20 protein-coding genes are annotated in these 24066 nt (G+C 73.3%); 9 read left to right on the top strand and 11 right to left on the bottom strand.

Translation table 11 applies throughout. The features are described 5' to 3' along the window. Positions 1-15: 15 nt before the first annotated feature. Positions 16-1242 carry a pirin family protein gene (locus GU5_RS0112820; protein WP_010525974.1) on the bottom strand — a complete coding sequence of 409 codons (1227 nt, stop codon included), beginning with the start codon at positions 1240-1242 and terminating at the stop codon, positions 16-18. Between the two features lie 174 nt (positions 1243-1416). After that, positions 1417-2775, bottom strand: coding sequence for a hypothetical protein (locus GU5_RS0112815; RefSeq protein WP_139084456.1), 1359 nt, complete (start codon positions 2773-2775; stop codon positions 1417-1419). A gap of 33 nt (positions 2776-2808) precedes the next feature. On the opposite strand from GU5_RS0112815, the gene GU5_RS0112810 reads away from it, so the two are divergent. From GU5_RS0112810 to GU5_RS0112790, 5 genes are all read left to right on the top strand, one after another. Continuing rightward, entirely contained in the window at positions 2809-3486 is a 678-nt protein-coding gene (locus GU5_RS0112810; protein WP_010525972.1) for a glycosyltransferase family 2 protein, read from the top strand. Beyond that, positions 3483-4160, top strand: a complete 678-nt coding sequence (locus GU5_RS15665) for a DUF2064 domain-containing protein (protein WP_010525971.1) — start codon at positions 3483-3485, stop codon at positions 4158-4160. The genes GU5_RS0112810 and GU5_RS15665 overlap by 4 nt, the downstream gene beginning before the upstream one ends. Further along, positions 4157-4810 (top strand): methyltransferase domain-containing protein, encoded by a 654-nt coding sequence (locus GU5_RS15660; protein WP_010525970.1) that lies wholly within the window; start codon positions 4157-4159, stop codon positions 4808-4810. Before GU5_RS15665 ends, GU5_RS15660 begins: the two co-directional genes overlap by 4 nt. Positions 4811-4910: 100 nt before the next feature. Then, positions 4911-5738 (top strand): S-methyl-5'-thioadenosine phosphorylase, encoded by an 828-nt coding sequence (locus GU5_RS0112795; protein ID WP_010525969.1) that lies wholly within the window; start codon positions 4911-4913, stop codon positions 5736-5738. Then, complete coding sequence (locus GU5_RS0112790) at positions 5735-6778, top strand: NAD(P)-dependent oxidoreductase (protein WP_010525968.1); 1044 nt, start codon at positions 5735-5737, stop codon at positions 6776-6778. Before GU5_RS0112795 ends, GU5_RS0112790 begins: the two co-directional genes overlap by 4 nt. A 14-nt stretch (positions 6779-6792) precedes the next feature. Here GU5_RS0112790 and nagB read toward each other — a convergent pair whose 3' ends face one another. From nagB to GU5_RS0112750, 8 genes are all read right to left on the bottom strand, one after another. Continuing rightward, complete coding sequence (gene nagB / locus GU5_RS0112785; RefSeq protein ID WP_010525967.1) at positions 6793-7575, bottom strand: glucosamine-6-phosphate deaminase; 783 nt, start codon at positions 7573-7575, stop codon at positions 6793-6795. A 52-nt stretch (positions 7576-7627) separates the two neighbouring features. Next, positions 7628-10651 (bottom strand): FAD-binding and (Fe-S)-binding domain-containing protein, encoded by a 3024-nt coding sequence (locus GU5_RS0112780; RefSeq protein ID WP_010525966.1) that lies wholly within the window; start codon positions 10649-10651, stop codon positions 7628-7630. Continuing rightward, a complete protein-coding gene (locus tag GU5_RS0112775; protein WP_010525965.1) occupies positions 10648-11700 on the bottom strand; it encodes a BadF/BadG/BcrA/BcrD ATPase family protein in 1053 nt (350 codons plus the stop codon). The genes GU5_RS0112780 and GU5_RS0112775 overlap by 4 nt, the downstream gene beginning before the upstream one ends. Continuing rightward, positions 11697-12641, bottom strand: coding sequence for an N-acetylmuramic acid 6-phosphate etherase (murQ, locus tag GU5_RS0112770; RefSeq protein WP_010525964.1), 945 nt, complete (start codon positions 12639-12641; stop codon positions 11697-11699). Before murQ ends, GU5_RS0112775 begins: the two co-directional genes overlap by 4 nt. Next, positions 12638-14149 carry a sodium:solute symporter gene (locus GU5_RS0112765; RefSeq protein ID WP_010525963.1) on the bottom strand — a complete coding sequence of 504 codons (1512 nt, stop codon included), beginning with the start codon at positions 14147-14149 and terminating at the stop codon, positions 12638-12640. The genes murQ and GU5_RS0112765 overlap by 4 nt, the downstream gene beginning before the upstream one ends. Before the next feature lie 103 nt (positions 14150-14252). Continuing rightward, positions 14253-15431, bottom strand: a complete 1179-nt coding sequence (locus tag GU5_RS0112760) for an anhydro-N-acetylmuramic acid kinase (RefSeq protein WP_010525962.1) — start codon at positions 15429-15431, stop codon at positions 14253-14255. Next, positions 15428-16174, bottom strand: a complete 747-nt coding sequence (locus GU5_RS0112755; RefSeq protein WP_010525961.1) for a GntR family transcriptional regulator — start codon at positions 16172-16174, stop codon at positions 15428-15430. The genes GU5_RS0112760 and GU5_RS0112755 overlap by 4 nt, the downstream gene beginning before the upstream one ends. Before the next feature lie 360 nt (positions 16175-16534). Beyond that, the gene (locus GU5_RS0112750; protein ID WP_010525960.1) at positions 16535-16957 is read right to left on the bottom strand and encodes an organic hydroperoxide resistance protein; all 423 of its coding nucleotides are present in this window, start codon (positions 16955-16957) and stop codon (positions 16535-16537) included. Between the two features lie 177 nt (positions 16958-17134). Between GU5_RS0112750 and GU5_RS0112745 the strand changes: the two genes are divergently transcribed. The 4 genes from GU5_RS0112745 to GU5_RS0112730 all read left to right on the top strand — a co-directional run bounded on the left by GU5_RS0112745 (position 17135) and on the right by GU5_RS0112730 (position 22531). Beyond that, positions 17135-18529, top strand: a complete 1395-nt coding sequence (locus GU5_RS0112745; RefSeq protein WP_010525959.1) for a galactokinase family protein — start codon at positions 17135-17137, stop codon at positions 18527-18529. 147 nt (positions 18530-18676) lie between these two features. Further along, the gene (locus tag GU5_RS0112740; RefSeq protein WP_010525958.1) at positions 18677-21235 is read left to right on the top strand and encodes a glycoside hydrolase family 3 protein; all 2559 of its coding nucleotides are present in this window, start codon (positions 18677-18679) and stop codon (positions 21233-21235) included. A 193-nt stretch (positions 21236-21428) separates the two neighbouring features. Beyond that, positions 21429-22052 carry a TetR/AcrR family transcriptional regulator gene (locus GU5_RS0112735; protein ID WP_010525957.1) on the top strand — a complete coding sequence of 208 codons (624 nt, stop codon included), beginning with the start codon at positions 21429-21431 and terminating at the stop codon, positions 22050-22052. Between the two features lie 233 nt (positions 22053-22285). Next, positions 22286-22531, top strand: coding sequence for a hypothetical protein (locus tag GU5_RS0112730; protein ID WP_010525956.1), 246 nt, complete (start codon positions 22286-22288; stop codon positions 22529-22531). A gap of 391 nt (positions 22532-22922) precedes the next feature. Here GU5_RS0112730 and GU5_RS0112720 read toward each other — a convergent pair whose 3' ends face one another. Beyond that, a complete protein-coding gene (locus GU5_RS0112720; RefSeq protein ID WP_010525954.1) occupies positions 22923-23588 on the bottom strand; it encodes a trimeric intracellular cation channel family protein in 666 nt (221 codons plus the stop codon). Positions 23589-24066 lie beyond the last annotated feature (478 nt).

Raw genomic sequence — 24066 nt, 5'->3', positions numbered from 1 at the left:
GACACTCGCTCCGGCTCAGCCGCGCGGGCGCATGCGCACGCCGGGCAGCTCCGGCGCCGGCAGCGGAGCCTCCTGGCCGGGCGGGAAGTCGCCGAACTGCGGGAACGCGCGGCCGTCGGCGTAGGCGGACCCGGCGAGCGCGTCGCGCAGCGCCCCGTGGACCGGCTCGCCCAGGGCGACGCCGCCGTCGGCTCCGTCGCGGCCGCCGTCGTCGGCGACGCCGAGCGTGCCCGGCGCCCGCCGCAGCGGCGAGCCCTCCTCCGGGGCCTCGAAGCCCATCTCGGCCTGGTACGCGGCGCGATAGGCGGCGATCTCCTCATGCGAGCGGCCGACGAAGTTCCACCACATCACGATCTGCTCGCCCAGCGGCTCGCCGCCGAGCAGCAGCGCGATGACCGGCTCCTCCCCGGCGGTGATCCGCAGCCGCTCGCGGCCGACGTCGACGACGGCCAGGTGGTCGGCGGCGACGTCGACGCCGTCGAGGGCCACTGCGCCGGAGACGTGCAGCAGCGCATGCTCATGCTCGGCCGGGACCTCGATCTCCAGCTCCGCGCCGGGCTCCAGGCGCAGCTCGGCGCCGGTGAGCGGGACGGGAGTCGGCACCGGCGAGCGCACGCCGAGCAGCTCGCCGAGGAAGACCGTCGCCCGCCACCCGTCGCCGGAGGCGACCTCCGCCGGCCGGGAGTCCAGTCGCGGCGTCGTGAAGCGGTGCTCCTCGGGCAGCGCGTACCAGAGCTGGGCGCCGTGCAGGGTGGTGGTGTCGACGCTGGAGTACTCCGAGTGGGTGATGCCGCGGCCGGCGGTCATCAGCGCGACCTCGCCGGGCCGGACGGTGGCCCAGTTGCCAGCGGAGTCGATGTGGTCGATGCGACCGGAGAAGAGCCAGGAGACGGTGGCCAGGCCGGTGTGCGGATGGCGCGGGACGCGCATCGGCGTGGAGACGGAGAGGTCGTCGGGACCGTAGAAGTCCAGGAAGCACCAGGCGCCGACCAGCGACCGGGCGCGCTGCGGCAGCGTGCGACGCACGGTCATCGCCCTCGGGCCGCCGAGCGGGACGTCGCGCGGCTCGAGCAGCTCGACGCCGGCGGCGGTGCGGGTGACGCCGTCGCGCAGCCCGGAGGCGGAGCGGTCCTCGACGGACGCGGGGTCGGCCGGGGCGTCCGGGGCGCCGGGCGGCGGCGTCGGATCCTGCGGCCCGTTGACGCAGACCTGCTCGGCGGGACGCGGTTCCGTGTTGCTCATGCTGACCTCCGACGTCGGCGTCGTGCCTGGTGCGGCCAGCCTAGCGGAGAGCCCCCGCCAGCACTGAGCGGCCACTTCTGACGACGAATCGCCCGGCTAGAACGATTCATCCCCCGCAGAAGCCGTCAGGGATGGCCACTCAGTACAGGGCGGAGAGACATCGGGAAGGACTGGTCACCACTGGGTCGTCCAGAGGAGCTCGACGACGATCGCGGTCGCCATCTGGCTCGCGATCAGCGGTCGGTGCCAGTGCACGGGCAGCATCGCCGGCAGGATCAGGACCCAGAGGGTGAACGGCAACCAGATCCGCTCGACCTCCCCCTTGCTCATCCCGGAGAGCGTGGCCAGCAGGATCGCCGCCAGCCCCGCGCAGCCCAGCACTGCGACCACGAACCGCTCCCCACTCGTGCGCCGGCGCAGCTCGGCGACGGCGCGGGGGAACGAGGCCCACGTCGCCAGGCCCACAGTGAAGGTCCAGACGCCCAGATTGGCCCACACCCAGTACCCGTAGGGCCGCTCGGTCTGGATGCCGTCGTAGTAGCGCGTGACCAGCACCGGGTAGGCCTCCCACCAGCTGAAACCGGCCAGCGAGAACGCCCCGGCGACCAACAGCGCGGCGCCCGCGGTCCAGGGGAGTGCCCACCACCGCCGGCCCAGGAACAGCACCGCGAGAGCCAGGACACCCAACAGCACCAGCCCGTAGGACAGATGGACGCAGAGACCGAGCACCAGCCCGGCCGCGACGCCGCACCCCACCAGGCGCATGCGACCTCCGGCCGTGGCGGCGAGCGCCAGGAGCGCCAGCCCCCAGGCGCCCGCCGCTGCGAAGAGCGCATCGCCCGAGACGCCCATCCAGATCCACGACGGCGCCGCCACCAGCCAGGGCGCGGCGCGCCGGGCCATCCGTTCGGAGCCCAGCGTCCGCAGGGTGAGCAGGACCGCGACCACCGCCGTGCAGCCCAGGCTCATCACGATGATCCCGGCGACGTAGGGATCCTGGATGCCCAGCCGGTCCAGCAGGATGAAGAACATCGTCGCCGCCGGGGGGTGTCCGGCGATGTGGACGGGCCAGTTGTCCGTCGCGTGCAGCGGGATGCGGTCGATGAATCCGGAGAGGAACTCCGGGACGGAGGAGACCTCCTTGGCGCCCACGAAGTACTCGCTGTCCCGCCCGAAGACCTTGCCGAGGCTCTCGGCGCCGCCGACGTGTCCCAACGAGGCCGTCCACAGCCACGACCCGGCGAACGTCAGCAGCAGGAACGGGGCCCAGGCCAGCCGACGGCTGACGCGCCCCCAGCACAGGAGTCCGAGGACCGCCACCCCCACCGGCGGCAGCAGGGTGGCCGTCAGCTCCGGCTCCCACGCCGCCTTCAACGGGGTCCAGTCGTCGAACACCGCTTTGCCCGTCGCGACGTCCGTCCCCGATGCCCGCGGCCAGATGATGGCGGCGGCGACCAGTGCGACACCTGCGAGGACGCTGGACACAGCCTTGATCCCGGTCAGGCGCGCCGACTGCGGTGCGGGGTCAGCCATCACCACATGCTACCCCGCTGATAACATCAGTCCATGGACGGCCCGATGACGGATCCTCCGACGTGCGATGTGATCGTTCCCTGCCGGAACGAGGCCCCCGCACTGCCCGCCGTGCTGGCCCGCGTGCCGGAGGGCATGGACGTGATCGTCGTGGACAACGGGTCGACCGACGACACCGCCGAGGTCGCCCGGGGCCTGGGCGCCTCCGTGGTGCACGAGGGCGTCCCCGGCTACGGCGCCGCGGTCCATGCCGGAGTCCTCGCGGCCGCGGCGCCGCTGGTCGCCGTGATCGACGGCGACGGGTCCATGGATCCGACCGAACTCGCCGCGCTGGCCGCGGTCGTCTCCCGCGGCGACGCCACCATGGCGGTGGGACGGCGGAGGCCCGCCGGGCGCGGCGTCTGGCCCTGGCATGCCCGCGCGGGGACCGCCATGCTGGCCTGGCTGATCCGCCGGCGCAGCGGCTTCGGGATCCACGATCTGGCTCCCCTGCGGGTCTGCCGGCGCGAGGACCTGCTCGCCCTGGAGATCGCCGACCGACGATTCGGCTATCCGCTGGAGCTGATGATCCGGGCCGCCCGCGCCGGCTGGACCGTCCATGAGCAGGACATCGCCTATTCCCGGCGGGCCCGCGGCACCCGGTCCAAGGTGTCCGGATCGGTCAGGGGCACCGCCCGGGTGCTCGTCGACTTCGCCAAGGTGCTGTCATGAGCGACGACCCGACTCTGCTGGTGGTCGCCCGGGCTCCCGCCCCGGGGCGGGCCAAGTCCCGGCTGGGCGCCACGGTCGGCCACGGGGCCGCGGCCCGGCTGGCCGCCGCGGCCCTGCTCGACACCCTCGAGACCGCCGAGGCCCTCGGCTGGCCGCTGGTCGTCGCGATGACCGGCGAGCTGGGGGACGCCGACCGCACCGAGGAGATCGCCGCCGTCTGCGCCCGGCACCGGATCGTCGCGCAGCGCGGCGAGGACTTCGCCTCCCGGCTGATCGCGGCCCACCACGACGCCGACGCCGGCCGCGGAGTGGTCCAGATCGGCATGGACACGCCGCAGGTCTCCGTCGACGACCTGCGGCGGGCCGCCGCCCCCTTGGAGGACCACGACGCCGCCCTGGGACCCGCCGAGGACGGCGGCTGGTGGGTGCTGGGGGTCCGGGAGCCGGGATGGACGCGATGCCTGACGGAGGTGACCATGTCGCGACCGGACACCGGGACGCAGACCGCAGCCGCCCTGGAACGCTCCGGCGCGCGCGTCGGCCGCGTCCCGACCCTCGCCGACGTCGACACCTGGACCGACGCCCTCGCCGTGGCCGCCCTGCGGCCCGGCGGACGCTTCGCCGCCGAGGTCTCCCGCACGCCTGGCCACGAGCAGGCAGGACCGCGCCCATGACCGATCTGATGAACATGCAGCCACTGACCGCCTGGGACGCGGTGCTCTCCGGACACGACTGTGAAGTGATCGGGTCCGACGGCACGGCGATCCCCATGGACGTCCAGCGATGGATGTGCGCCCCCGACGCGGCCGACCACGCCCTCTTCGTGGACTGGTGCACCGGTCCCGCGCTGGACGTCGGCTGCGGGGTCGGCCGGGTGACGCAGGCTTTGAAGGGCCGCGGCATCCGGGCCCTGGGGATCGACATCTCCCGGGCGGCGATCAGGCTGGCCGGAGAGCGGGGCGCCGATGCCGTGCGCCAGGACATCTTCGACGACGTCCCCTCGGAGGGGACCTGGCGGGAGGCGCTGCTGGTCGACGGCAACATCGGCATCGGCGGCGACCCGGTCCGGCTGCTCCGGCGTCTCCGTCGGCTGATGAGCTCCGACGGCTCTGCTCTGGTCGAGATCGAGGGGCCGGGCACCGGCGTCGTCCACGACACCGTCAGGCTGCGCGTGCAGGGACGACTCACCGAGGCCTTCGCCTGGACCTGGGTGGGCGCGGACGCCGTCGCCGACGTCGCCGCCTCCGCCGGATTCCAGGAGTGCGAGATCCACCGGTTCCAGGGGCGGCACATGGCACGGTTGAGGCGAGGAACGGTCTCATGATTCTCCGGAAAGCGGAGGACACGGGGAGAGCGAGAGGGCGGGACGACGACGCACGGGCACGACGCGGTGCCCGGAAGAGTGCATGGAGAGAGGTGAGACGATGAGCACATCGCCGGACATCGCCGTCATCGGGGGATCCGGGTTCTACACGTTCCTGGAGGATCCGCAGGAGATCGACGTGGAGACGCCCTTCGGCGCACCGTCGGCCTCCATCGCGGTGGGCACCGTGGCCTCCGGGGCGGAGCGTCGCACCGTGGCGTTCCTGCCGCGCCATGGGCGGCACCACGAGTTCCCCGCCCATCGGGTGAACTACCGCGCGAACCTGTGGGCGCTGCGCAGCTTGGGAGTGCGCCAGGTGCTCGCACCGTGCGCGGTCGGCGGGCTCCACGACAGACTCGGCCCGGGGTCGCTGGTGGTCCCGGACCAGCTGGTGGACCGGACCAGCCGCCGCGAGCAGACCTACTTCCACGAGGGTGCCTGCCACGTCTCCTTCGCCGACCCCTACTGCCCCCGGCTGCGCGCGGCACTGCTGGAGGGATCGGCGGACGGGCCGCCCTATGGCGCCGAGCCGCCCGTCGACGGAGGAACCATGGTGGTGATCGACGGCCCGCGGTTCTCCACGCGCGCGGAGTCGCAGTGGTACGCGAGGCAGGGTTGGGACCTGGTGAACATGACCGGGCAGCCCGAGGCGACGCTGGCCCGGGAGCTGGAACTGTGCTATGCGGCGGCAGCCCTGGTGACCGACCTGGACGCCGGCATCGACGCCGAGCGTGCGGTGGACCAGGAGCAGGTCTTCCGGGTGTTCGCCGAGCACACCGACATGCTGAAGCAGCGGCTGCACACGGTGGTCTCCGCCCTCGCCGCAGAGCGGAACTGCGACTGCTCCGAGGCGCTGGCGGGCATGAACCCGCCGCTGGAGCTGCCATGAAGGTGCTGCTGACGGGTGCCGCCGGTTTCATCGGAGGCCATATCGCACAGGTGGCGAGGGAGGCCGGCCACGAGGTCGTCGGCGTCGACGCGCTGCTGCCGCAGGCCCACGGCGAGGGTTCGACGACCCCTGACGGCGTCGTCGCCGGGGACGTCCGCGACCCGGACCTGCTGGATCGACTGCTGCCGACAGTGGACCTGGTGTGTCACCAGGCCGCCACCGTGGGCAACGGCGTCGACGCCCAGGACCTGCCCGGATATGCGGCGCACAACGATCTCGGCACGGCGACCCTGTTGGCGGCGATGGCCCGCGCCGGCACGAAGCAGCTGGTGCTGGCGTCGTCGGTGGTGGTCTACGGCGAGGGGCGGTACACCTGCGCCCGCGACGGCGACGTGCCGCCGGCGCCGCGGCGGGAGGACGACCTGGCGCGGGGACTCTTCGACCCGCGGTGCCCACGCTGCGGCGACGGCGTCGAGCCGAGACCGGTCGCGGAGGACGCGCCCTTCGCCCCGCGGTCCGGCTACGCCGCCTCGAAGATCGCGCAGGAGCACTATGCCGCCTCCTGGTGCACGCTGGAGTCCGCCCGCGCGATCGCGCTGAGGTACCACAACGCCTACGGCCCCGGCATGCCGGCGGACACCCCCTACTCCGGCGTGGCCGCCATCTTCCGTTCGGCGCTCGAGCACGGGAAGCCGCCGCGGGTCCTCGAGGACGGGGAGCAGCGGCGCGACTTCGTCCACGTGGCCGACATCGCCCGGGCCAACCTCGCCGCGATCGAGGCGGTCGGCTCCCGACCGGTCGGGGTCAGCGCCTACAACGTCTGCTCCGGGCGCCCCTGCACCATCGGTGACATGGCCCGCCGGCTCGCCGCCGTGATGGGCGGGCCGGAGCCGGTGATCACCGGCGAGCACCGGGCTTTCGACGTCCGGCATGTGACCGCTTCGCCGGAGGCCGCCCGGGCGGAGCTGGGATTCGAGGCCACCGTCGACCCGCACGAGGGCATCGCCGAGCTGGCGACGGCGCCGCTGCGGCACCGGTGACGGCCCGCGCCGGCTCACAGCCCCTGCCAGCTCGGCTTCGAGGCGTAGGCCTGCCGGTAGTAGTCGGCCAGCTGCAGCCGCGAGGCCGCGCCCTCGTCGAGCAGCACGGTCGCGTGCGGGTGCAGCTGCATCACCGAGGCCGGCCACAGCGCGGAGACCGGGCCCTCGACCAGCTGGTGGACCGCCTCGGCCTTGTGCCGGCCGGTGGCGAGCAGCACCAGGTGCCGCGCGTCGCCGATCGTGCCCAGCCCCTGGGTCAGACAGTGCAGCGGGACCTGGTCGACGTCGTCGTCGAAGAACCGGGCGTTGTCCTGCCGGGTCTGCTCGGTCAGCGACTTGATCCGCGTCCGCGAGGCCAGCGAGGAGCCGGGCTCGTTGAAGCCGATATGCCCGTCGGTGCCGATGCCCAGCAGCTGCAGGTCGACTCCCCCGGCGTCCGCGATGGCCTGCTCGAACGCCGCGCAGGCGGCCGGCAGATCCCCGGCGAGCCCGTCGGGACCGTGGACCTGGTCGGCGGGCCAGGCCACCCGGTCCGCGATCTCCGCGGAGATCACGTTGCGGTAGCGCTGCGGGTGGTCGGCGGGCAGACCGACGTACTCGTCGAGCATGAAGCCCTGCGCCCGCGCGAAGGACAGGCCCTCCTCCGCGTGGCGGCGGGCCAGCTCGTCATAGACGGCCAGCGGGCTCGACCCGGTGGCCAGCCCCAGCGTCGTCTCCGGCTCCGCGCGCAGCAGCTCCTCCACGGCGTCGGCGGCCAGTCGGGCCAGCTCCTCGGCCGGAGCGATCACGACCTCCATCACCCATCACGTCCTCTCGTCTCGTCCCGGACTGGTCTCCGGTTCAGCATGGTCAGCTTCTCGCGCCCCGTGAGGAGTCGCGAAGGTCCCCGGGCCGCGGCGTGTCGACGACGTCGGCCAGCACCTCCAGCACGTGCCGGTAGTCCCGGCCCGTCGCCCGGGTCATCGCGATCTCGCAGGCGCGATTGCAGGAGGCGTGCTCGACGGCGTCGAGGGTGGCCACCTCGGCGGCCTCGGCGGCGGTGGCCGACGCCGTCAGCTCCGGGTGCAGCATCCCGCGGTCGCCGGCGAATCCGCAGCAGCCCCAGTCGACGGGGATGTGCACCTGCGCGGCGGCGGCCTCGGCGACGGCGCGCAGGTCGGCGTCGAGCCCGGCCCGATGCGCCGAACAGGTCGGGTGCACCGTCAGCGACTCCACCCGGGCGCCCGGTGCGATATCCAGCCGCGGCAGCACGCGCTCGGCGACCAGCCGCAGCGCGTCGACGACGGCGCCGGCCCGCGGATCCCCAGCACGCTCGGCGGTCTCCATGATCCCCGCGACGCCCTCGGTGCAGGAGCTCGCGTCGACGACGACCGGCACCTGCTGAGGATCGCGGCCGTCTCCGGCGACGACCCGCTCCCGAGCCGCGGCCACCGCGTCGAGGACTCTCTCGGCCATGGCGTCATGGCCGGCGGTGAAGCCCTTCGAGGACCACGGGGTGCCGCAGCACAGCCCGTCGAGCCCCTCGGGGACCACCAGGTTCAGCCCTCCGGCCGCACACAGCCGGGCGACCGCGCTCTGCACTCCGGCGGACCCCTCCGCCGGGGCGAACATCGCCCCCTGGCAGCTGGGCAGGAAGACCGCGGCGACCTCTCCCGATTCCGGACCGCCCAGAGCTCCGCCCGAGGCCCCGGCCGGCACGCCGGTCCCGCCCGGCGTCGCACTGCGCCGTCTCCCGCCGGCGGGCAGATCCTCGCTCCACTGCGGCACCGTCTCCGCGCCCAGCAGCGACCGGGCGAGAGCATTCGGTCCGGTCACCGTCGCCGACGGCACGGCGGCGGCGACGTCGAGACCGCGGCCGGCCGCCGTCGTCGCCGCGCCCCAGTGATCGGCGGCGGTGCGCCAGGCCCGCCGTTCCACGGGCCCCCGGGACTCGGCGCGCAGCCGCTTGACCAGCGCGCCGGTGTCGATGTTCACCGGGCAGGCGGTGGCGCACATGCCGTCGGCGGCGCAGGTGTCGATGCTGTCGTAGGCCTGCTGCTGATCCAGCTCCGCGGCGAGCTCCTCGTCGCCGTCGGCCAGCGCCCGCTCCCGGGCCCGGCGCACCACGATGCGCTGCCGCGGCGTCAGCGTGAGGTCCCGGCTGGGGCAGACCGGCTCGCAGTAGCCGCACTCCACGCAGCGGTCGACCTCCTCGTCGACGCGGTCGACGGGTTTGAGGTCATGGACATGGGCGCGGGCGTCCTCGGTGAGCACGACTCCGGGATTGAGGATGCCCGCGGGGTCGAAGGCGTCCTTGATCGCGTGCAGCACCGCCACCAGCGTCGGCGAGTACTGCCGGTCGATGAACGGCGCCATCGCCCGACCGGTGCCGTGCTCGGCCTTCAGGTTGCCGCCGCGGCGCAGGATCAGCTCGACCAGATCCTCGGTGAAGGCCTCCAGCCGAGCGACGGCGGCAGGGTCCTCGGTGTCCTCGGTGAGCATGAAGTGCAGGTTGCCGTCCTTGGCGTGGCCGAAGATCACCGGGTCGGCGTAGTCGTGGGCGGCGAGCAGCTCGGCCAGCTCGCCGCAGGTCTCGGCCAGCTGCTCGACCGGCACGACGACGTCCTCCAGCAGCGCCATGGTCCCGGGGGGCCGGGCCCCGGCGACGGCGGCATAGAGGCCCTTGCGCACGCCCCACAGCGCCGCGCGCCGCGCCGGATCGCCGGTCAGGTCGGCCTCCGGATCCACCGGCCGGGTGGTCTCCAGTCCGGCGAGCACGTCGGAGGCGGCCGCGACGCGCGCGGCGAGGTCGGCGGCGTCGTCGCCGCGGTACTCCACCAGCAGTCCGGCGTGCTGGTCGACCTCGAGCGCGGTGATCTCCGCCGGAGCGTCGTCGCCGCGGCGGGCGACCTGCAGCGAGGTCGCGTCCATCAGTTCCAGAGCGGCCGCACCGGTGCTCACCAGCGCCGGCAACGCGCGGGCGGCGGCGTCGACGGAGTCGAAGACCAGCAGCCCGGTGGCCGCACGGGGCTGCACCGGCACAGTGCGGAAGACGGCCTCGGCGACGAAGCCCAGCGTGCCCTCCGAACCGATGATCAGCCGGGAGAGCAGCTGCACCGGCGAGTCGACCTCGCAGAAGGCGTCCAGGGCGTAGCCCATGGTGTTCTTCATCGCGAAGCGCTCACGAATCTCGGCGACGGCGTCCGCATCGGCGCGGACGGCGTCGCGCAGCCGCTCCAGAGTAGCCGCCAGCTGCGGCTCGGCGGCGCGCAGCTGCTCCTCGGCGTCGTCCGCGGCGGTGTCGACGACGGTTCCGGAGGCGAGCACCACGGTCATCGACTCCAGCGTGCGGACGGTGTTGTGCTCGACGCCGGCGGCCATCCCCGACGAGTTGTTCGCGATGATCCCGCCGACGGTGCAGGCGGCCTCGCTGGCCGGATCCGGGCCCAGCGCGCGACCATGCCGGACGAGTCGGGCGTTGACCGCCCGCAGCGTGACGCCGGGCTGCACGCGCACCCGCGCGCCGTCGTCGAGGACCTCGATCCCGCGGAAGCCGCGGCGGGTGTCCAGCAGGACCCCGTCGCCGCAGGCCTGTCCGGAGAGGCTGGTGCCGCCGGCGCGGAAGGTCACCGGAGTGCGATGGTCGGCGGCGACGGCGAGCGCGGCGGCCACCGCCTCGGCGTCCTCGGCGACGGCGGCCAGCTGCGGGATGAGCAGGTAGTGCGAGGCGTCGTGGGCGCGGGCATGGCGGTCGATGGCGCGGCCGAGGACCTGATCGGCGCCCAGCGCGGCGGCGAGATCGGCCGCGAGATCGGCGGCGGGATCGGCGGCGGGATCCGCACCCGCCTGCGGGACGCCGGCGGGGTCGGGGCCAGACGTCGGATCGGCGGTCATGTCCAGAGGAATCCCTCCTGCGGGGCGAGCCCGGAGGCGGCGGCCAGCCGGGCCAGGTGCAGCGCGCCGTCGAGCGGGTCGCCGACGACTTCGGCGATCTCGGTCTCCGGACGACGGGCGGCGATCTCGGTGGTGAATCCGGCGGTCAGCGCTCCGCCGGCGGCGGCGAGCCCTCCGGTGAGCACCGCGCGGGCCGGGTGCTCGGGCGCCAGGGCGGCCAGCGCACTGGCGGCGGCCTCGCGACCGGCGGACTCGACGAGCCGGTGGGCGAGGGCGTCGCCTCCGGCGGCCAGCTCCACGACGTCGGCGGCGAATCCGGCCAGCACGCCGGCACGGTCGTCGCGGGTGTAGAGCTGCGCGGGCCAGTCCGACGGCTCGCCGAGACGCCGTCGTCCGGCGGCGAGCAGCGCGGCGCCGGCCGGGTCGACGCCGTCGTGGGCGCGCAGCGCCTCCTGAAGACCGCGGCGGCCGAGCCAGGCCCCGCCGCCGCGGTCGCCGAGCAGATGACCCCAGCCGTCGACGCGGCGCCAGCCGGCCGGGCAGGCGGCGGAACCAGCGCGCTCCCCCGCCGCGCTCGGCAGCGTGCTGCCGGGATGCCCGACGGCGACCGCGCCGGTGCCCAGCGCCACGATCGCCCCGCCAGCACCGTCGAGGGCGCCCAGGTGGGCGGTGACCGCATCGATGGCCGCGGCCGCCGGCACGCGCAGGCGCTGGGCCATCCGAGCCGGCAGCGCGTCCGGCTCGTCGACCAGCGAGGCCAGCCCGGTGGCTCCCAGCGCGACGCCGCACAGGCGGCCGTCGTCGGCCGCAGGGTCCAGGACCTCCGGCCAGGCCTCGCCCGCCCGCGCCAGCAGCTCGTCGACGACGGCGGGCACGCTGCTGCCGTCGGGGCCGATGCGCACCCTCGGACCGGCCAGCTCGCGGCGGGTGCTTCCGGACGGGGCGCCGGACGAGCCGCCCGACGGCGCGGCCGTCCGGACGTCCAGCGGGGCCAGGGCGATGCGGCTGCCGGTGCCGCCGACGTCCAGGCCGAGGACCAGGTCGCTCACCCGCGGCTCCCCTCGCCGTCGCCGCCGGTCTCTGCCGACCCGTACGCCGCCGCCAGCGCCTCGCGCACAGAGCCGTCGGCCTGCACCAGCAGATTCCGGGCGACGTCCACCTCGACGTCGGCGAGCGTCGTCACCAGTGCGACCTTCAGCTCGCCGTCGGCCCGCTCGAGCACCGCCCGCGCCGGCTCCTCCTGAAGTCCCGTGGCCTCACGGAGGATGCGCACCGTCCGGTCGCGCAGCTTCGCATTGGTGGCGACCACCGAGACCATCAGGTTCTGCCAGGTCCGGCCGATGGCGATCATCAGCGCCGTGGAGAAGCCGTTGAGCACCAGCTTCTGCGCCGTGCCGGCCTTCAGCCGGGTCGAGCCGGTGACCACCTCCGCTCCGGTGTCCAGGGTCAGCACCGTCTCGGCGTGATCGGCCAGCGGAGCCTGCGGGTTGCTGGAGATCAGCACCGTCTCCGCCCCGGCCTCCGCCGCGGCGGCCAGCGCCCCGCCCACGTACGGAGTCGAGCCGCTGGCGGCCAGGCCGATGGCGACGTCGTCGGCGCCGAGCTGCGCGGCGTCCCGGCGTCCGGCCTCCGCCGAGTCCTCGGCGTTCTCCACGGCGTCGACCAGGGCCGCCGAGCCGCCGGCGATGTGGCCGACGACCCGCCCGGGCTCCAGGTTGAAGGTCGGCATCAGCTCGCTGGCGTCCAGCACGCCCAGCCGCCCAGAGGTGCCGGCGCCGAAGTAGTGGACGGTGCCGCCTCGGCGCAGCCGCTCGGCGGCCTTCTCGACCACCGGCGCCAGCTCGGGCAGCACCGCCGCGGCGGCGTCGACGGCGACCCGGTCCTCGGCGTTGAGCAGCTGCAGCACCCCGAGGGTGTCCAGCTCGTCGAGGCCGGCGCTGCGCGGGTTCCGCCGCTCCGTGGGCGGCAACGAGGTGTGGTGCTCGGTCATCGGCGGGGCGCGTCCTCTCGGGTCTCGGCGGTGACGGCGGTCCGCGGCGACGCCGGGTGGCGCAGCGAGAGCAGGCCGCCGACGGCGAAGGTCACGATCACGCCGAGCAGCGGGTACCACTGCCAGGCGACCCAGACCTCGCCGGTCACGTACTTCTCCATGACGAAGAAGTACGCATTGACCGCCACCGCGACGACGAAGGCGATGTTCGCGTCGGCCGCCGTCGCCCGGCGGTTGAGGATGCCGAAGGCGAACGCGCCCAGCAGGCCTCCGTAGGTGATGCCGGCGACGCCGAGGGCCAGGATGACGATGTTCCCCTCGTCGGACTGGAAGATCGTCGCCGGGGCGATGAACGCCAGGCCCCAGCCGATGGTGGCCCAGCGGCCGGCGCGCAGCCCCTGCCGATCGGTCAGCGGCGTCGAACGGAACTTGCCGATGACGTCGGTCACCGTCGAGGAGGACAGCGCGGAGAGCGAGGAGGACAGCGTGGACATCGCCGCGGCCAGGATGCCGGCCAGCAGCAGACCGGAGATGCCCTGCGGCAGGCCCTCGATGATGAAGTGCGGGAAGATCTCGTCGTCGCGGGTCAGACCCATCGACGACGGCGACTGGTGATCGTAGTAGCCCCACAGCGCCAGGCCGACGACCAGGAAGATCGCGAACTGCACGAAGACCACGACGCCGGAGGCGATCAGCGCCTTCTGCGCCTCCCGCTTGCTGCGGCAGGTCAGCAGCCGCTGGACGACCAGCTGGTCGGAGCCGTGGGAGGCCATCGCGAAGATCGCGCCGCCCAGCAGGGAGGTGACGAACGAGCTGTCGGCCGAGACCGGGTTCCCGTCGAAGATGAACATGGTGAACTTGCCGGCGTCGGCGGCCTCGGTGAACCAGCCGCCGCCGGTGGCCGCGGAGACCACGATGATCGAGAGGATGCCGCCGGCCACGTAGAGGCCCATCTGGGCGACGTCGACCCAGACGACGGCCTTGATGCCGCCGATGAAGGTGTAGAGGATCGTCACCACCGCCAGCACCACGATGATGGTGAAGTAGTTGGTGTGGACCCCCATGCCGTCGAGGATGGTCTTCAGCGGGATGGCGGCGGCCAGCACGCGGATGCCGTCGGCCATCAGGCGGGTGAACAGGAAGGTCACCCCGGCGGTGGTCTGGGTGCTGCCGCCGAAGCGCTTGCCCAGATAGGCGTAGGCGGTGACCATCTCGCCGTCGTAGTAGCGCGGCAGCATGAAGAAGGCCACCACGATGCGCCCGATGATGTAGCCCAGCCCGAGCTGCAGGTAGTTGATGTCGCCGAGGTAGCTCATCACCGGGATGCCGATGACGGTCAGGGCGCTGGTCTCGGTGGCGACCACCGAGAGGCAGACCGCCCACCAGGGGAGGTCACGTCCGCCGAGGAAGTAGTCCTTCAGGCCGGACTGGCGTCCGCTGAGCTTGAGGCCCAGCCAGGCGGTCGCGGCCAGATAGGCCACGATCACCACGAGGTCGATGATCTGCATGGCATGTCTCCTTCGTCATGGTGCGAGCGGGTGCGGGGGTCGCGAGTGGTGCGTGCGAGTGGTGCGTGCGGGTGGTGCGTGCGGGTGGTGCGTGCGGCGCGGCTCAGCGCCGCACGGTGAGTCGTCGCGGGGCGGTCTCGAGCGGCGCAGGGAGCTGCAGCGGCCGCGCCCCGGGAGTGAGCCGTCCGGCGAGCGTGGCCCGGCGAGCGCCGGTCAGCGCCGGGGAGACGGCGGGCAGCCCGTGCCAGCTCAGCCAGCCGATCAGCGCCATCAGGCAGGCCTCCTTCGCCCCCTCGGGCAGTCCGAGGGCCTCGTCGGCGGTCTGCACGGAGACGTCCTCGCCCAGCTCGGCGCGCAGCGCGGCCATCAGCGCCGGGTTGCGGGTGCCGCCGCCGGAGGCGACGACGGCGCCGACGCCGCGCGCGGCGCAGGCCTCGGCGACGGTGCGCGCGGTCAGCCGCGTCAGCGTGGCGATGACGTCGTGCTCGTCCAGGCCCGGATGCGCGGCCAGATGCCGGTCGAGGTACTCGGCGTGGAAGAGCTCCTTGCCGGTGGACTTCGGCGGGGCCAGCGCATAGTAGGGCTCGGCGAGCAGGTCCTCGAGCAGCGCGGGCACCACGCGGCCGCGGGCGGCGAGCGCGCCGTCGCGGTCGTAGCCGCGCTCCTCGCCGGTGATGCGCCGGGCCATGACGTCGATGAGCGCGTTCGCCGGGCCGGTGTCGAAGGCCAGCGGTTCAGCCTCCGGGGATATGACGGTGATGTTGGCGATCCCGCCGAGGTTGAGCACCGCCGTGGGCTCGGCGACGTCGGCGAGCAGCATCCGGTCCAGGATCCCGACCAGCGGCGCTCCCTGGCCGCCGGCGGCGACGTCGCGGGCGCGCACGTCGGAGAGCACCGGAGCACCCGTGTGCTCGGCGATCCAGGCCGGCTGCCCCAGCTGCAGCGTGGAGGTCACCGCGCCGTCGTCGACGTCGTGGCGGACCGTCTGACCGGGAGAGACGATCAGCTCCGGCTGGACGCCGGCCTCGGCGGCCAGCGCGGCCACCGCCGCGGCACTGGCCTGACCGAGGCGCGCATCGACGTCGCTGACCAGCGCCAGCGGCACGTCCCGCGGCTCGAGCAGGCGCAGGATGTCCAGGCCGAGGGCGGCGTCGAAGGGCACCTCACGCTCGGCGAGCAGGCGCATCGCCAGCGCGTCGTCGCCTGCTTCCCGGGTGAACTCGACCAGGGCGACGTCGAGTCCGTCGGCGGAGGTGCCCGCCATCAGTCCGGCGATGATCATGACGCCTCCCCCGTGCCGGCGGTCTCGCGCTCCGAGCCCTCGCGCCCGGGGGCGGTGAGCTCGGTGCGGATCTTGTAGCGGTCGCCGCGGTAGACCGAGCGGACGAACTCCACCGGCTCGTCGTCGGCGCTCCACGAGGTGCGCTCGAAGAGCAGCGCCGGCGAATGCACCGGCACGTCGAGGTCGCCGGCCTCCTGGGCGTCGACGACGGTGGGCTCGATGGTCTGGACGCTGCGGGCGACGACGATGCCGCAGCGCTCGCGCAGCAGGTCGTAGAAGGAGTGGTCCTCCAGGTCGGCGGCGGCCAGGTCCGGGACCAGGGCGCGCGGGACGTGCAGCTCCTCCAGGGCGATGGGCTCGTCGTCGGCCAGGCGCAGGCGGGTGACCTGGGCGGCGTCGTCCTGCTCCTCCAGCTTCAGGCGGCTGCGGATGCGTGCGCCGACGGGACCGACGTCGAAGGAGAGCGTCCGGGCGCCGGGGCGCAGCCCGCGGGCGCGCATGTCCTCGCTGAAGGAGCTGGCCATCAGCGCCTGGTCCAGCTTGGGGCCCAGGGCGAAGACGCCGGAGCCGTGGCGGCGGCGGACCGCGCCGCGGGCGACGAGCTCGTCGATGGCGCGGCGCAGGGTCATGCGCGAGACGCCGAGCTCGGCGGCGAGGTCGCGTTCGGGCGGGAGCTGCTCGCCGGAGGCCATCTCCTCGAGACGGTCCAGCAGCTGGTCGCGGACGGCGTGGTACTTGGTCACGCATCTATTGAGACACAGCGCACAGCTGAAATCAAGACCACTGGACTAACTTTTGGTTTCGAGGAGCTCTCGCGGGGCGTGCTGAGCGGTCGGGCCAGGCTCCTCGGGGGCGCTGAGCGGCCGATCCGAGCCGCCCGGCCCACTGAGTGGCCATTCCTGACGGCTTCTGCCCCGGATGGAACGATTCATCCGGGGCAGAAGCCGTCACAAGTGGCCACTCGGTGCGCGCAAGCTCCCTCCGAGACGCGAGAAGGGGGCCGAGCATGATGCTCGGCCCCCTTCAGCAGCGGCGAACGCCTCGGACGAGGTGTCCGATCGCCTCGGTCAAGAATCGCAAGCGATTCTTGCCGCTCGGCTCAATCAGTCGTCCGTGACGACGACCTTGACCTCGATGTTGCCCCGCGTCGCGTTGGAGTAGGGGCACACCTGGTGGGCCTTGTCGGCGAGCTGCTGGGCCTCGTCGTGGGGCAGGTTCGGCACGACGACCTCGAGGGTGACCTCGAGGCCCATGCCGCCGTCGGCCTGCTTGCCGATGCCGACCTTCGCCCCGACCGAGGAGTCGCCCAGCTCGGCCTTCTCCTGGCTGGCGACCAGCTGGAGCGCGCCGTGGAAGCACGCCGCGTAGCCGGCGGCGAACAGCTGCTCGGGGTTGCTGCCCTCGCCGGAGCCGCCCATGGCCTTCGGGGCGGCGAGGTCCAGGTCCACGCGGCCGTCGTCGGTGCGGGTGTGGCCGTTGCGGCCGCCACCCGTGGCGATCGCCTCTGCGGTGTACAGGGTCTCCATAATGCACTCCTCTCGATCGGGGTCGATCCATCGATCAGCACATCACACGGCCCGCCGCTTGGCCAGGCCTTTCTCCCCGTATTCGCTGAGAGCTGTGCGACGTTCATGCCGCGGCTCCGACCGGGACGCGTCCGCCTCGTTTCGCGCCGCCGTCGCCCAGGCGGCAGAATTGTCCGCATGGACACCGATGACGCCGCCTGGCTGTCCCCCGGGGACGCCGCTGAGATCCGCAGCAGCCTCACCGCGCAGTTCGCCGAGGAGTTCGGGCACGGCCCAGCCGGCGTCTGGTTCGCCCCGGGCCGGGCGAACCTCAACGGCGAGCACGTCGACTTCCACGGCGGCCGGTGCCTGCCGATGGCCCTGGCCCACGGGACCTACGTGGCCGCCGCGCCGCGCACCGACGGCATGCTCTACATGCGCACGCTGGAGCCGAGCCTCGACGCCGGCGTCCAGCAGGTCTGCATCAGCGAGGTCACCTCCGGCCCGGACGCCGACGTCCACACCATCACCGATGAGCAGCCCTGCGGCTGGACCAAGTACGTCGGCGGCACGCTCTGGGCGCTGCGCGCGCTCGGCGAGGAGATCGACGAACTCGCCGTGGACGAGAGCTTCGGCGCCGACCTGCTGATCACCTCCACGCTGCCCGTCGGCGGCGGGCTGTCGTCCTCGGCGGCGCTGGAGTGCTCGGCGATGCTCGCCTTCGTCGCGATGGCCACGCCGCTGGGCCGCGCGAACCCCGGCGCCGCGCTGGACGCCGCGCTCACCGACGAGCTGCGCGCCCGGCTGGCCGCGGCCTGCATGCGCGCGGAGGTGGAGATGGTCGGTGCCGGCACCGGCGGGCTCGACCAGACCGTCAGCCTGCGCGGACGGGCCGGGCACCTGCTCTCGCTGGACTGCCGGGACTTCACCGTCGAGCGGCTCCCAGCGACCGGCCTGCTGGCCGATCACCGGTTCGTCGCCGTCGACACCGGTCAGGCGCACTGGCTGGGCGACGGCCAGTTCGACGACCGCCGCGCCGACTCCGAGGCGGCGATGCGCCTGCTCGGGGTCGAGCGGCTGCGCAACCTGCTGCCCGAGCGACCCGGCACCTCCGACGTCGCCGCCGTGCTGTCGCGCTTCGACGAGCGCGCCGGCGACGGCGAGACCCTGCCGTCGCCCGTCGACGGCGCCCCGGCCCGCGACCGCGCCGCCTGCCGGCGTCGGCTGCGGCATGCGCTGACCGAGATGGTCCGCTCCGAGGAGCTGCACGGCTTCCTCTCCGACGAGGAGCTCGACGCCGAGTCCACCGCCATGCTGGTGGGCAACCTGATGACCGCCGGCCACGCGTCGATGCGCGACGAGGCCGAGGTCTCCTTCCCCGCGGCGAACACGATCGTCGAGACCGCGGTGGAGAAGGGCTCCCCCGGAGCCCGGCTGATCGGCGGCGGCTTCGGCGGCTCGGCGCTGCTGCTCTGCCGCGCCGACGACGTCGCGACGATCACCGGAGCCGTCGCCTCCGCCTGCGAGGAGGCCGGCCACCAGACGCCGCGCTTCCTGGAGATCACGCCCTCGGATCCGGCGCGGGCGGTGTGACCGCCGGGGGAACCTGACCGCCTCGCCGAGGCTGAGGCGCGGACCACATGTCTCCGCACAACCCTCTTGTGCTCCATGCCACTGTCTGGAATAGTGAATACAACCTATTCGCCATTACAGGCCGTGCACCCGTCCCAGGAGACCGTCATGTCATCCCAGACCACCACCGACTACGCCGCGCTGATCTCCCGCCTCTCCCTCGATGAGAAGGTCCACCTGCTCACCGGCGAGACCGCCTTCACCCTGCCGGGGAACGGCGGAATCGGCCTGGCCCCGCTGGCCTTCTCCGACGGTCCCACCGGCGTGCGCGGCCTGAAGTTCTTCGGCGGCGACCACGTCGCGCTCTTCCCCAACGCCACCCTGGTCTCCGGCGCCTGGGACGACGACGTCGCCCGGCAGGTCGGCGAGATGCTCTCCGAGGAGGCTCGCCGGCAGGACATCCACGTGGTGCTCGGCCCGACGATCAACCTGCACCGCACCGCGCTGGGCGGCCGGCTCTTCGAGGCCTACTCCGAGGACCCGTACCTGACCGGCCGCACCGCCGTGAACTACGTGCAGGGCCTGCAGGGCGCCGGGACCGCCGCCTGCCTGAAACACCTGGTGGCCAACGAGTCGGAGCAGCTGCGCAACTTCATGGACTCCCGCGTCAGCGAGGAGGCCCTGCGCGAGGTCTACCTGTTGCCCTTCGAGATGGCCGTCGAGGATGCCGGCGCGTGGTCGATGATGGCCGCCTACAACGACGTCAACGGCGTGCCCGCCACGGAGCAGGACGAGGTCCAGAACCGCATCGTGAAGGACGAGTGGGGCTGGGACGGACTGATCATGAGCGACTGGTTCGCCACCAAACGCACCGCCCCGGCGGCGAACGGCGGCCTGGATCTGGTCATGCCGGGCCCGGACGGCCCGTGGGGCGACCACCTGGTCGCCGCCGTCCGCGACGGACAGGTCGCCGAGTCGACCGTCGACGACCACCTCACCCGCCTGCTGCGCCTGGCCGACCGCACCGGCGGCCTGGACACCGGCGCCGGCGTGCGCACCTTCGACGAGACCTTCCCCGCCCCGGACTCCAGCGTGCGGGCCGAGCAGCTGAAGCGGCTCGCCGCCCGCGGCATGGTCGTCGTCAAGAACGACGGCGACGCCCTGCCGCTGAGCGCCGGGTCCGCTGAGGCGCTCACCGCCGAGACGCTGGCCGTCGTCGGCCGCCACGCGCTGAAGACCCAGGACATGGGCGGCGGCTCGGCCCAGGTCAGCGCCCCCTACTACACCTCGGTGGCCGAGGGCGTGGCCGCGACCTTCGGCCCCGACGTCCCGGTACTCGACGGCCCCGCGGTGCGCCGTCGCCCGCTGGAGGCGGACCCGACGCTGCTCACCCACCCGGAGACCGGAGAGACCGGCCTCGAGGTGACCATCACCGACGCCGAGGGCACGGTGCTGAGCCAGTACACCTCCTCGGCGCCCTCCCTCTCGCTCGGCTTCGACGACGACTTCACCGGCACGCCGGCACGGGTCACCCTGCGCGCCCGCTTCGCCCACCCCGGCGGCGCGGTCGACCTCGGCGCCGTCGGCGCGGCCCGCTGGACCCTGCACCACACCGACGCCGCCGGGACCGCGCACCAGGTCGCCGAGCACCTCACGTTCACCGGCATGGACCCGGGCGAGGGCATGCTCTGCCCGCCGGCCTTCGACCGACGGGTGGACCTGGCCGCGGACTCGGTGATCACCGCCGTCGCCGACCTCGAGCCGGTCGACTGGCGGGAGACGCTGCTGCCGCGCACGGAGCTCAACCTCTCCGAGGAGTCGCATCTGCTGGCCATGGGAGCCTTCGGCCGGCTGACGCTGACCGCCTCCACCGCCGGAGCCGGAGACGACGAGCTGATCGACGACGCCGCCGCGGCCGCCGAGCGCGCCGGCACCGCCGTCGTCGTGGTCGGGCTGACCGAGGAGGACGAGACCGAGGCCGCGGACAAGTCCACGCTGGCGCTCCCCGGTCGGCAGGACGACCTGGTGCGCGCCGTCTCCGCGGCCGCGGAGAAGACCGTCGTGGTGGTCAACGCCGCCACTCCGGTGCTCATGCCGTGGCTCGACGACGTCGACGCCGTGCTCATCGCCGGCCTGCCCGGCCAGGAGGGCGGCCACGCGATCGCCGCCGTGCTCTCCGGTGAGCTGGAGCCCACCGGTCGGCTGGTCACCACCTACCCCGCCGCCGACGGCGCCGCTCCGGCCTGGTCCACCACGCCGGGCGACGACCTGGGCCTGGACTACGCCGACGGCACCGCCGTCGGCCACCGCGGCTGGTCCGCCGGCGACGCTGACGCGCCGCTGTTCTGGTTCGGCCATGGACTGGGCTACGGCTCCTGGAAGTACGGCGAGGCCGAGCTGGTGGAGTCCGGCGAGCAGGCCGGCGCGTCCGGGGCGGCCGAGGCGCCCACTGTGCGCGTGCCGGTGACCAACACCTCGAGCCGGGACTCCCGCGAGACGGTGCAGGTCTACTTCCAGCCGGCCGAGGCCGGGCAGCCGGTGCGGCTGGTCGGCTACCAGGGCGTCGACGTCCCCGCGGGGGCCGCCGAGACGGTGGAGGTCGCCTGCGACCGGCGACTCTTCCGCCGCTGGGACGCCGCCTCCGGCGCCTGGGCCCCGCTGGTCGGGGGCGAGCTGCTCGTCGCCCGCGGACTGGGCGACGTGCGGGCGCGGCTGTCCCTGAGCTGAGCCACACGGCCCGACAGCACGCACGGCCCGGGGAGGAGCGTCGGTTCCCTCCCCGGGCCGTCGTCGAGGCCGTCGCCGGGGCCGTCGTCGGACTCCGTCGGCGCGAGGCTGCTCGGATAGAGTGGCCATCCAGTCCGCCCGGCGATCACCTGTCGCCGAAGTTCCCGCCCGCCCAACGATGAGGACCCCGTCCATGGCCGCACGCCGCCCCCGCGCCACCAGCGGCAGGCCGCGCGGCGCCGACTCCGTCCAGCGCCGCGCCGAGATCCTGGACGCCGCCGAGGAGCTCTTCGCCGACCAGGGGTACCGGGGCGTGTCGATGAGCGCGGTGGCTCGGGCCGCGGGGATCAGCCAGACCGGGCTCGTCCACTATTTCGCGACGAAGGACGACCTGCTCGCCGCCGTGCTCGACCGACGGGACGAGCAGGACACCGCCCAGCTGCTCACCACGCCGGAGCAGGGGTGGCGGTTCGTCGAGACGCTGGTCGGCGTCGTACGGCAGAACGAGGAGCGGGAGACGCTGGTCCGCCTCTACACGGCGCTCTCCGGCGAGGCCGTCACACCGGACCACCCGGCCACCCGCTGGCTCCGCCGACACCACCATGACGTGCGGGCCGGCATCGCCGCCGCCGTCGAGCAGGCCGTCGTCGACGGCGAGCTGGTCGCCGAAGCGCCGGCCGACCACATCTCCCGGCTGCTCGTCGCCGCGATGGACGGATTGCAGGTGCAGTGGCTCGTGGACGAATCGAGCTCGTCGATGGCCGAGGACTTCCGCCAGCTGGTCGACGCGCTGCACGCGCAGTGGCGGGCGGGCTGAACGACAGACGACGGAGTGGACCGCCTGTCGGCATCCTCAGCCGACGCCGACGACGCGTCATGCAGTCGGCGAACGACTGCAGGTCGCCCCGCGTCCCGCGCCCGGCGGCTGATCCGACAGGGCCTGATATTGACGGGGATCGCTTCGACCGCTATATCTGGATGCGCGCGGGAGACACCCCCAAATGAACCCGCAGACATGGCATCGTCACCTGCTCCGGGGAGGAAACAGGGATGTCGACGCAGGATGTCGCCGACCTTCTGCTCGAGGGGCATCCCGAGGAGAAGCAGGTCTATCTCGCCGAGAGTGAGAGGTTCTCAGACCAGACGCCTCGGGAACAGCTGCGGTCAGTGCTCTCGGCAGAGAGGGAACCAGGGACCAGCGGCCCGGAGATCTCACCTGCTCCGGTACCCGTGGCGGTCGCCATCGCCGGCGCAGGCAGCAGTACTCTGTACAACTGGCTCGAGGAGAATATGTAGATGGACTCCTCGGGCATCAGACTCCTTCTCACCGCTGGGGCAGCAGCCGTCCTGGCGAGCTGGGCGTTCGACACCTTCAGCTCCGGCATGAGCACCGACAGCACAGTCGTCGCCATCGGGCTGTGCGCGGCGCTCTCGATCGTCTTCGGACTCACCCATCTCATCGACCATCGCTCGGCTCGGAGTCAGGCATCCGGGGCTGACGGAGCGAATCGCCCCGGGTCCGGCGGAGATTCCGATTCCGCCGAAGGATGAGGAGCGTGACAGCACCGGGGAAACACCCTGCCGAGCGGTCCCGCAGCAACACCGGGGCACCCGCTGCTGCTCCTCCCCGGACCCGCTGGTCACCGTGGACTGGGCCGCCTGGGCGACGTCGTGAGCGGCGACAGGATCAGCCGGCGGCCGCGCCGTCGTCGCCGGCGGCCCGTCGATCGACCGGACGGATGCTGGCCAGCGGCAGCCGCCAGCCGCGGACGACGGCGATCAGACGCACGGCGAAGACCAGCAGCGCGACGGCGACGGCGGCCGGGGCGCCGAAGAGGTCCAGCTCGAGCAGAAACACGGTCAGCCCGGCGCCGAAGAAGGTCGGGGTGGCGTAGACGCCGTCGGGGTCGACGATCTGCGGCACCCGGTTGGCGACGACGTCGCGCATCGCCCCGCCGCCGACGGCGGTGGTCACGCCCAGCAGCACCGCGGCGACCGGGTTGAGCCCGGCCGCGTGGGCGATGGTCGCGCCCATCACGCAGAAGGTGGCCAGGCCCAGGGCGTCGAAGACCAGCAGGGTCCGGTGCAGCCGACCCTCGTGGACCAGCCCGACGAGCACGATGAGCACCGCGAGCACGACCGGGACCAGGTACAGCGGCTCGGCGAAGGCGTTGGGCACGCCCTGGTCCAGGAGGAGATCGCGGATGACCCCGCCGCCGAGACCGGTGAGGCTGGCCAGCAGCAGCGATCCGACGACGTCGAAGCCCTTCTGCACCGCCAGCAGCGCCCCGGAGATCGCGAAGGCGAACGTGCCGAGGAGGTCGAAGACGAGGACGGCGAGGTCCAGGGGCATGCTCGGCCTTTCCGGTGGGGCGGGGCGGTCGGGTCGAGGATAGTCGAGCAGGGCTCAGCACGCTGGCCGGCCATCTGCCGTGCGGGGTCCAACCCCTCTGCGAGCGCTCCGGTGATGCGGCAGACCCCGCTCAGCGCTCGCGAGGCATGGTTCCTGGTCAGATCAGGGCGGAGGCCCTGACGCCCGAGTGCAGGGTGCTCTCGGAACGCTCGACGAGTCGACTGCTCGCGCACGTCGTGTGATTCCGCTGATCAGAGTGGGTACTCTGGAGGGGCACCCTCGGCCCCTGCTGGGGTCGAGCTTCGTTGAGGCGACGTCTCAGACGCCCACAGCTCATAAGAGACCTGGTACCCTCGGCCCCTGCTGGGATCGAGCTTCGTTGAGGCGTGCGCCGCGTCGAGCCCAACCACGTGTGGCAGAAAGCCCCTCGGCCCCTGCTGGGGTCGAGCTTCGTTGAGGCGAGCCGGGGGCGAATGCG

The sequence above is a fragment of the Nesterenkonia sp. F genome, from assembly GCF_000220985.1.
In the GTDB taxonomy this organism is placed as follows: domain Bacteria; phylum Actinomycetota; class Actinomycetes; order Actinomycetales; family Micrococcaceae; genus Nesterenkonia.
This window is presented reverse-complemented; position numbering and strand designations above follow the sequence as displayed.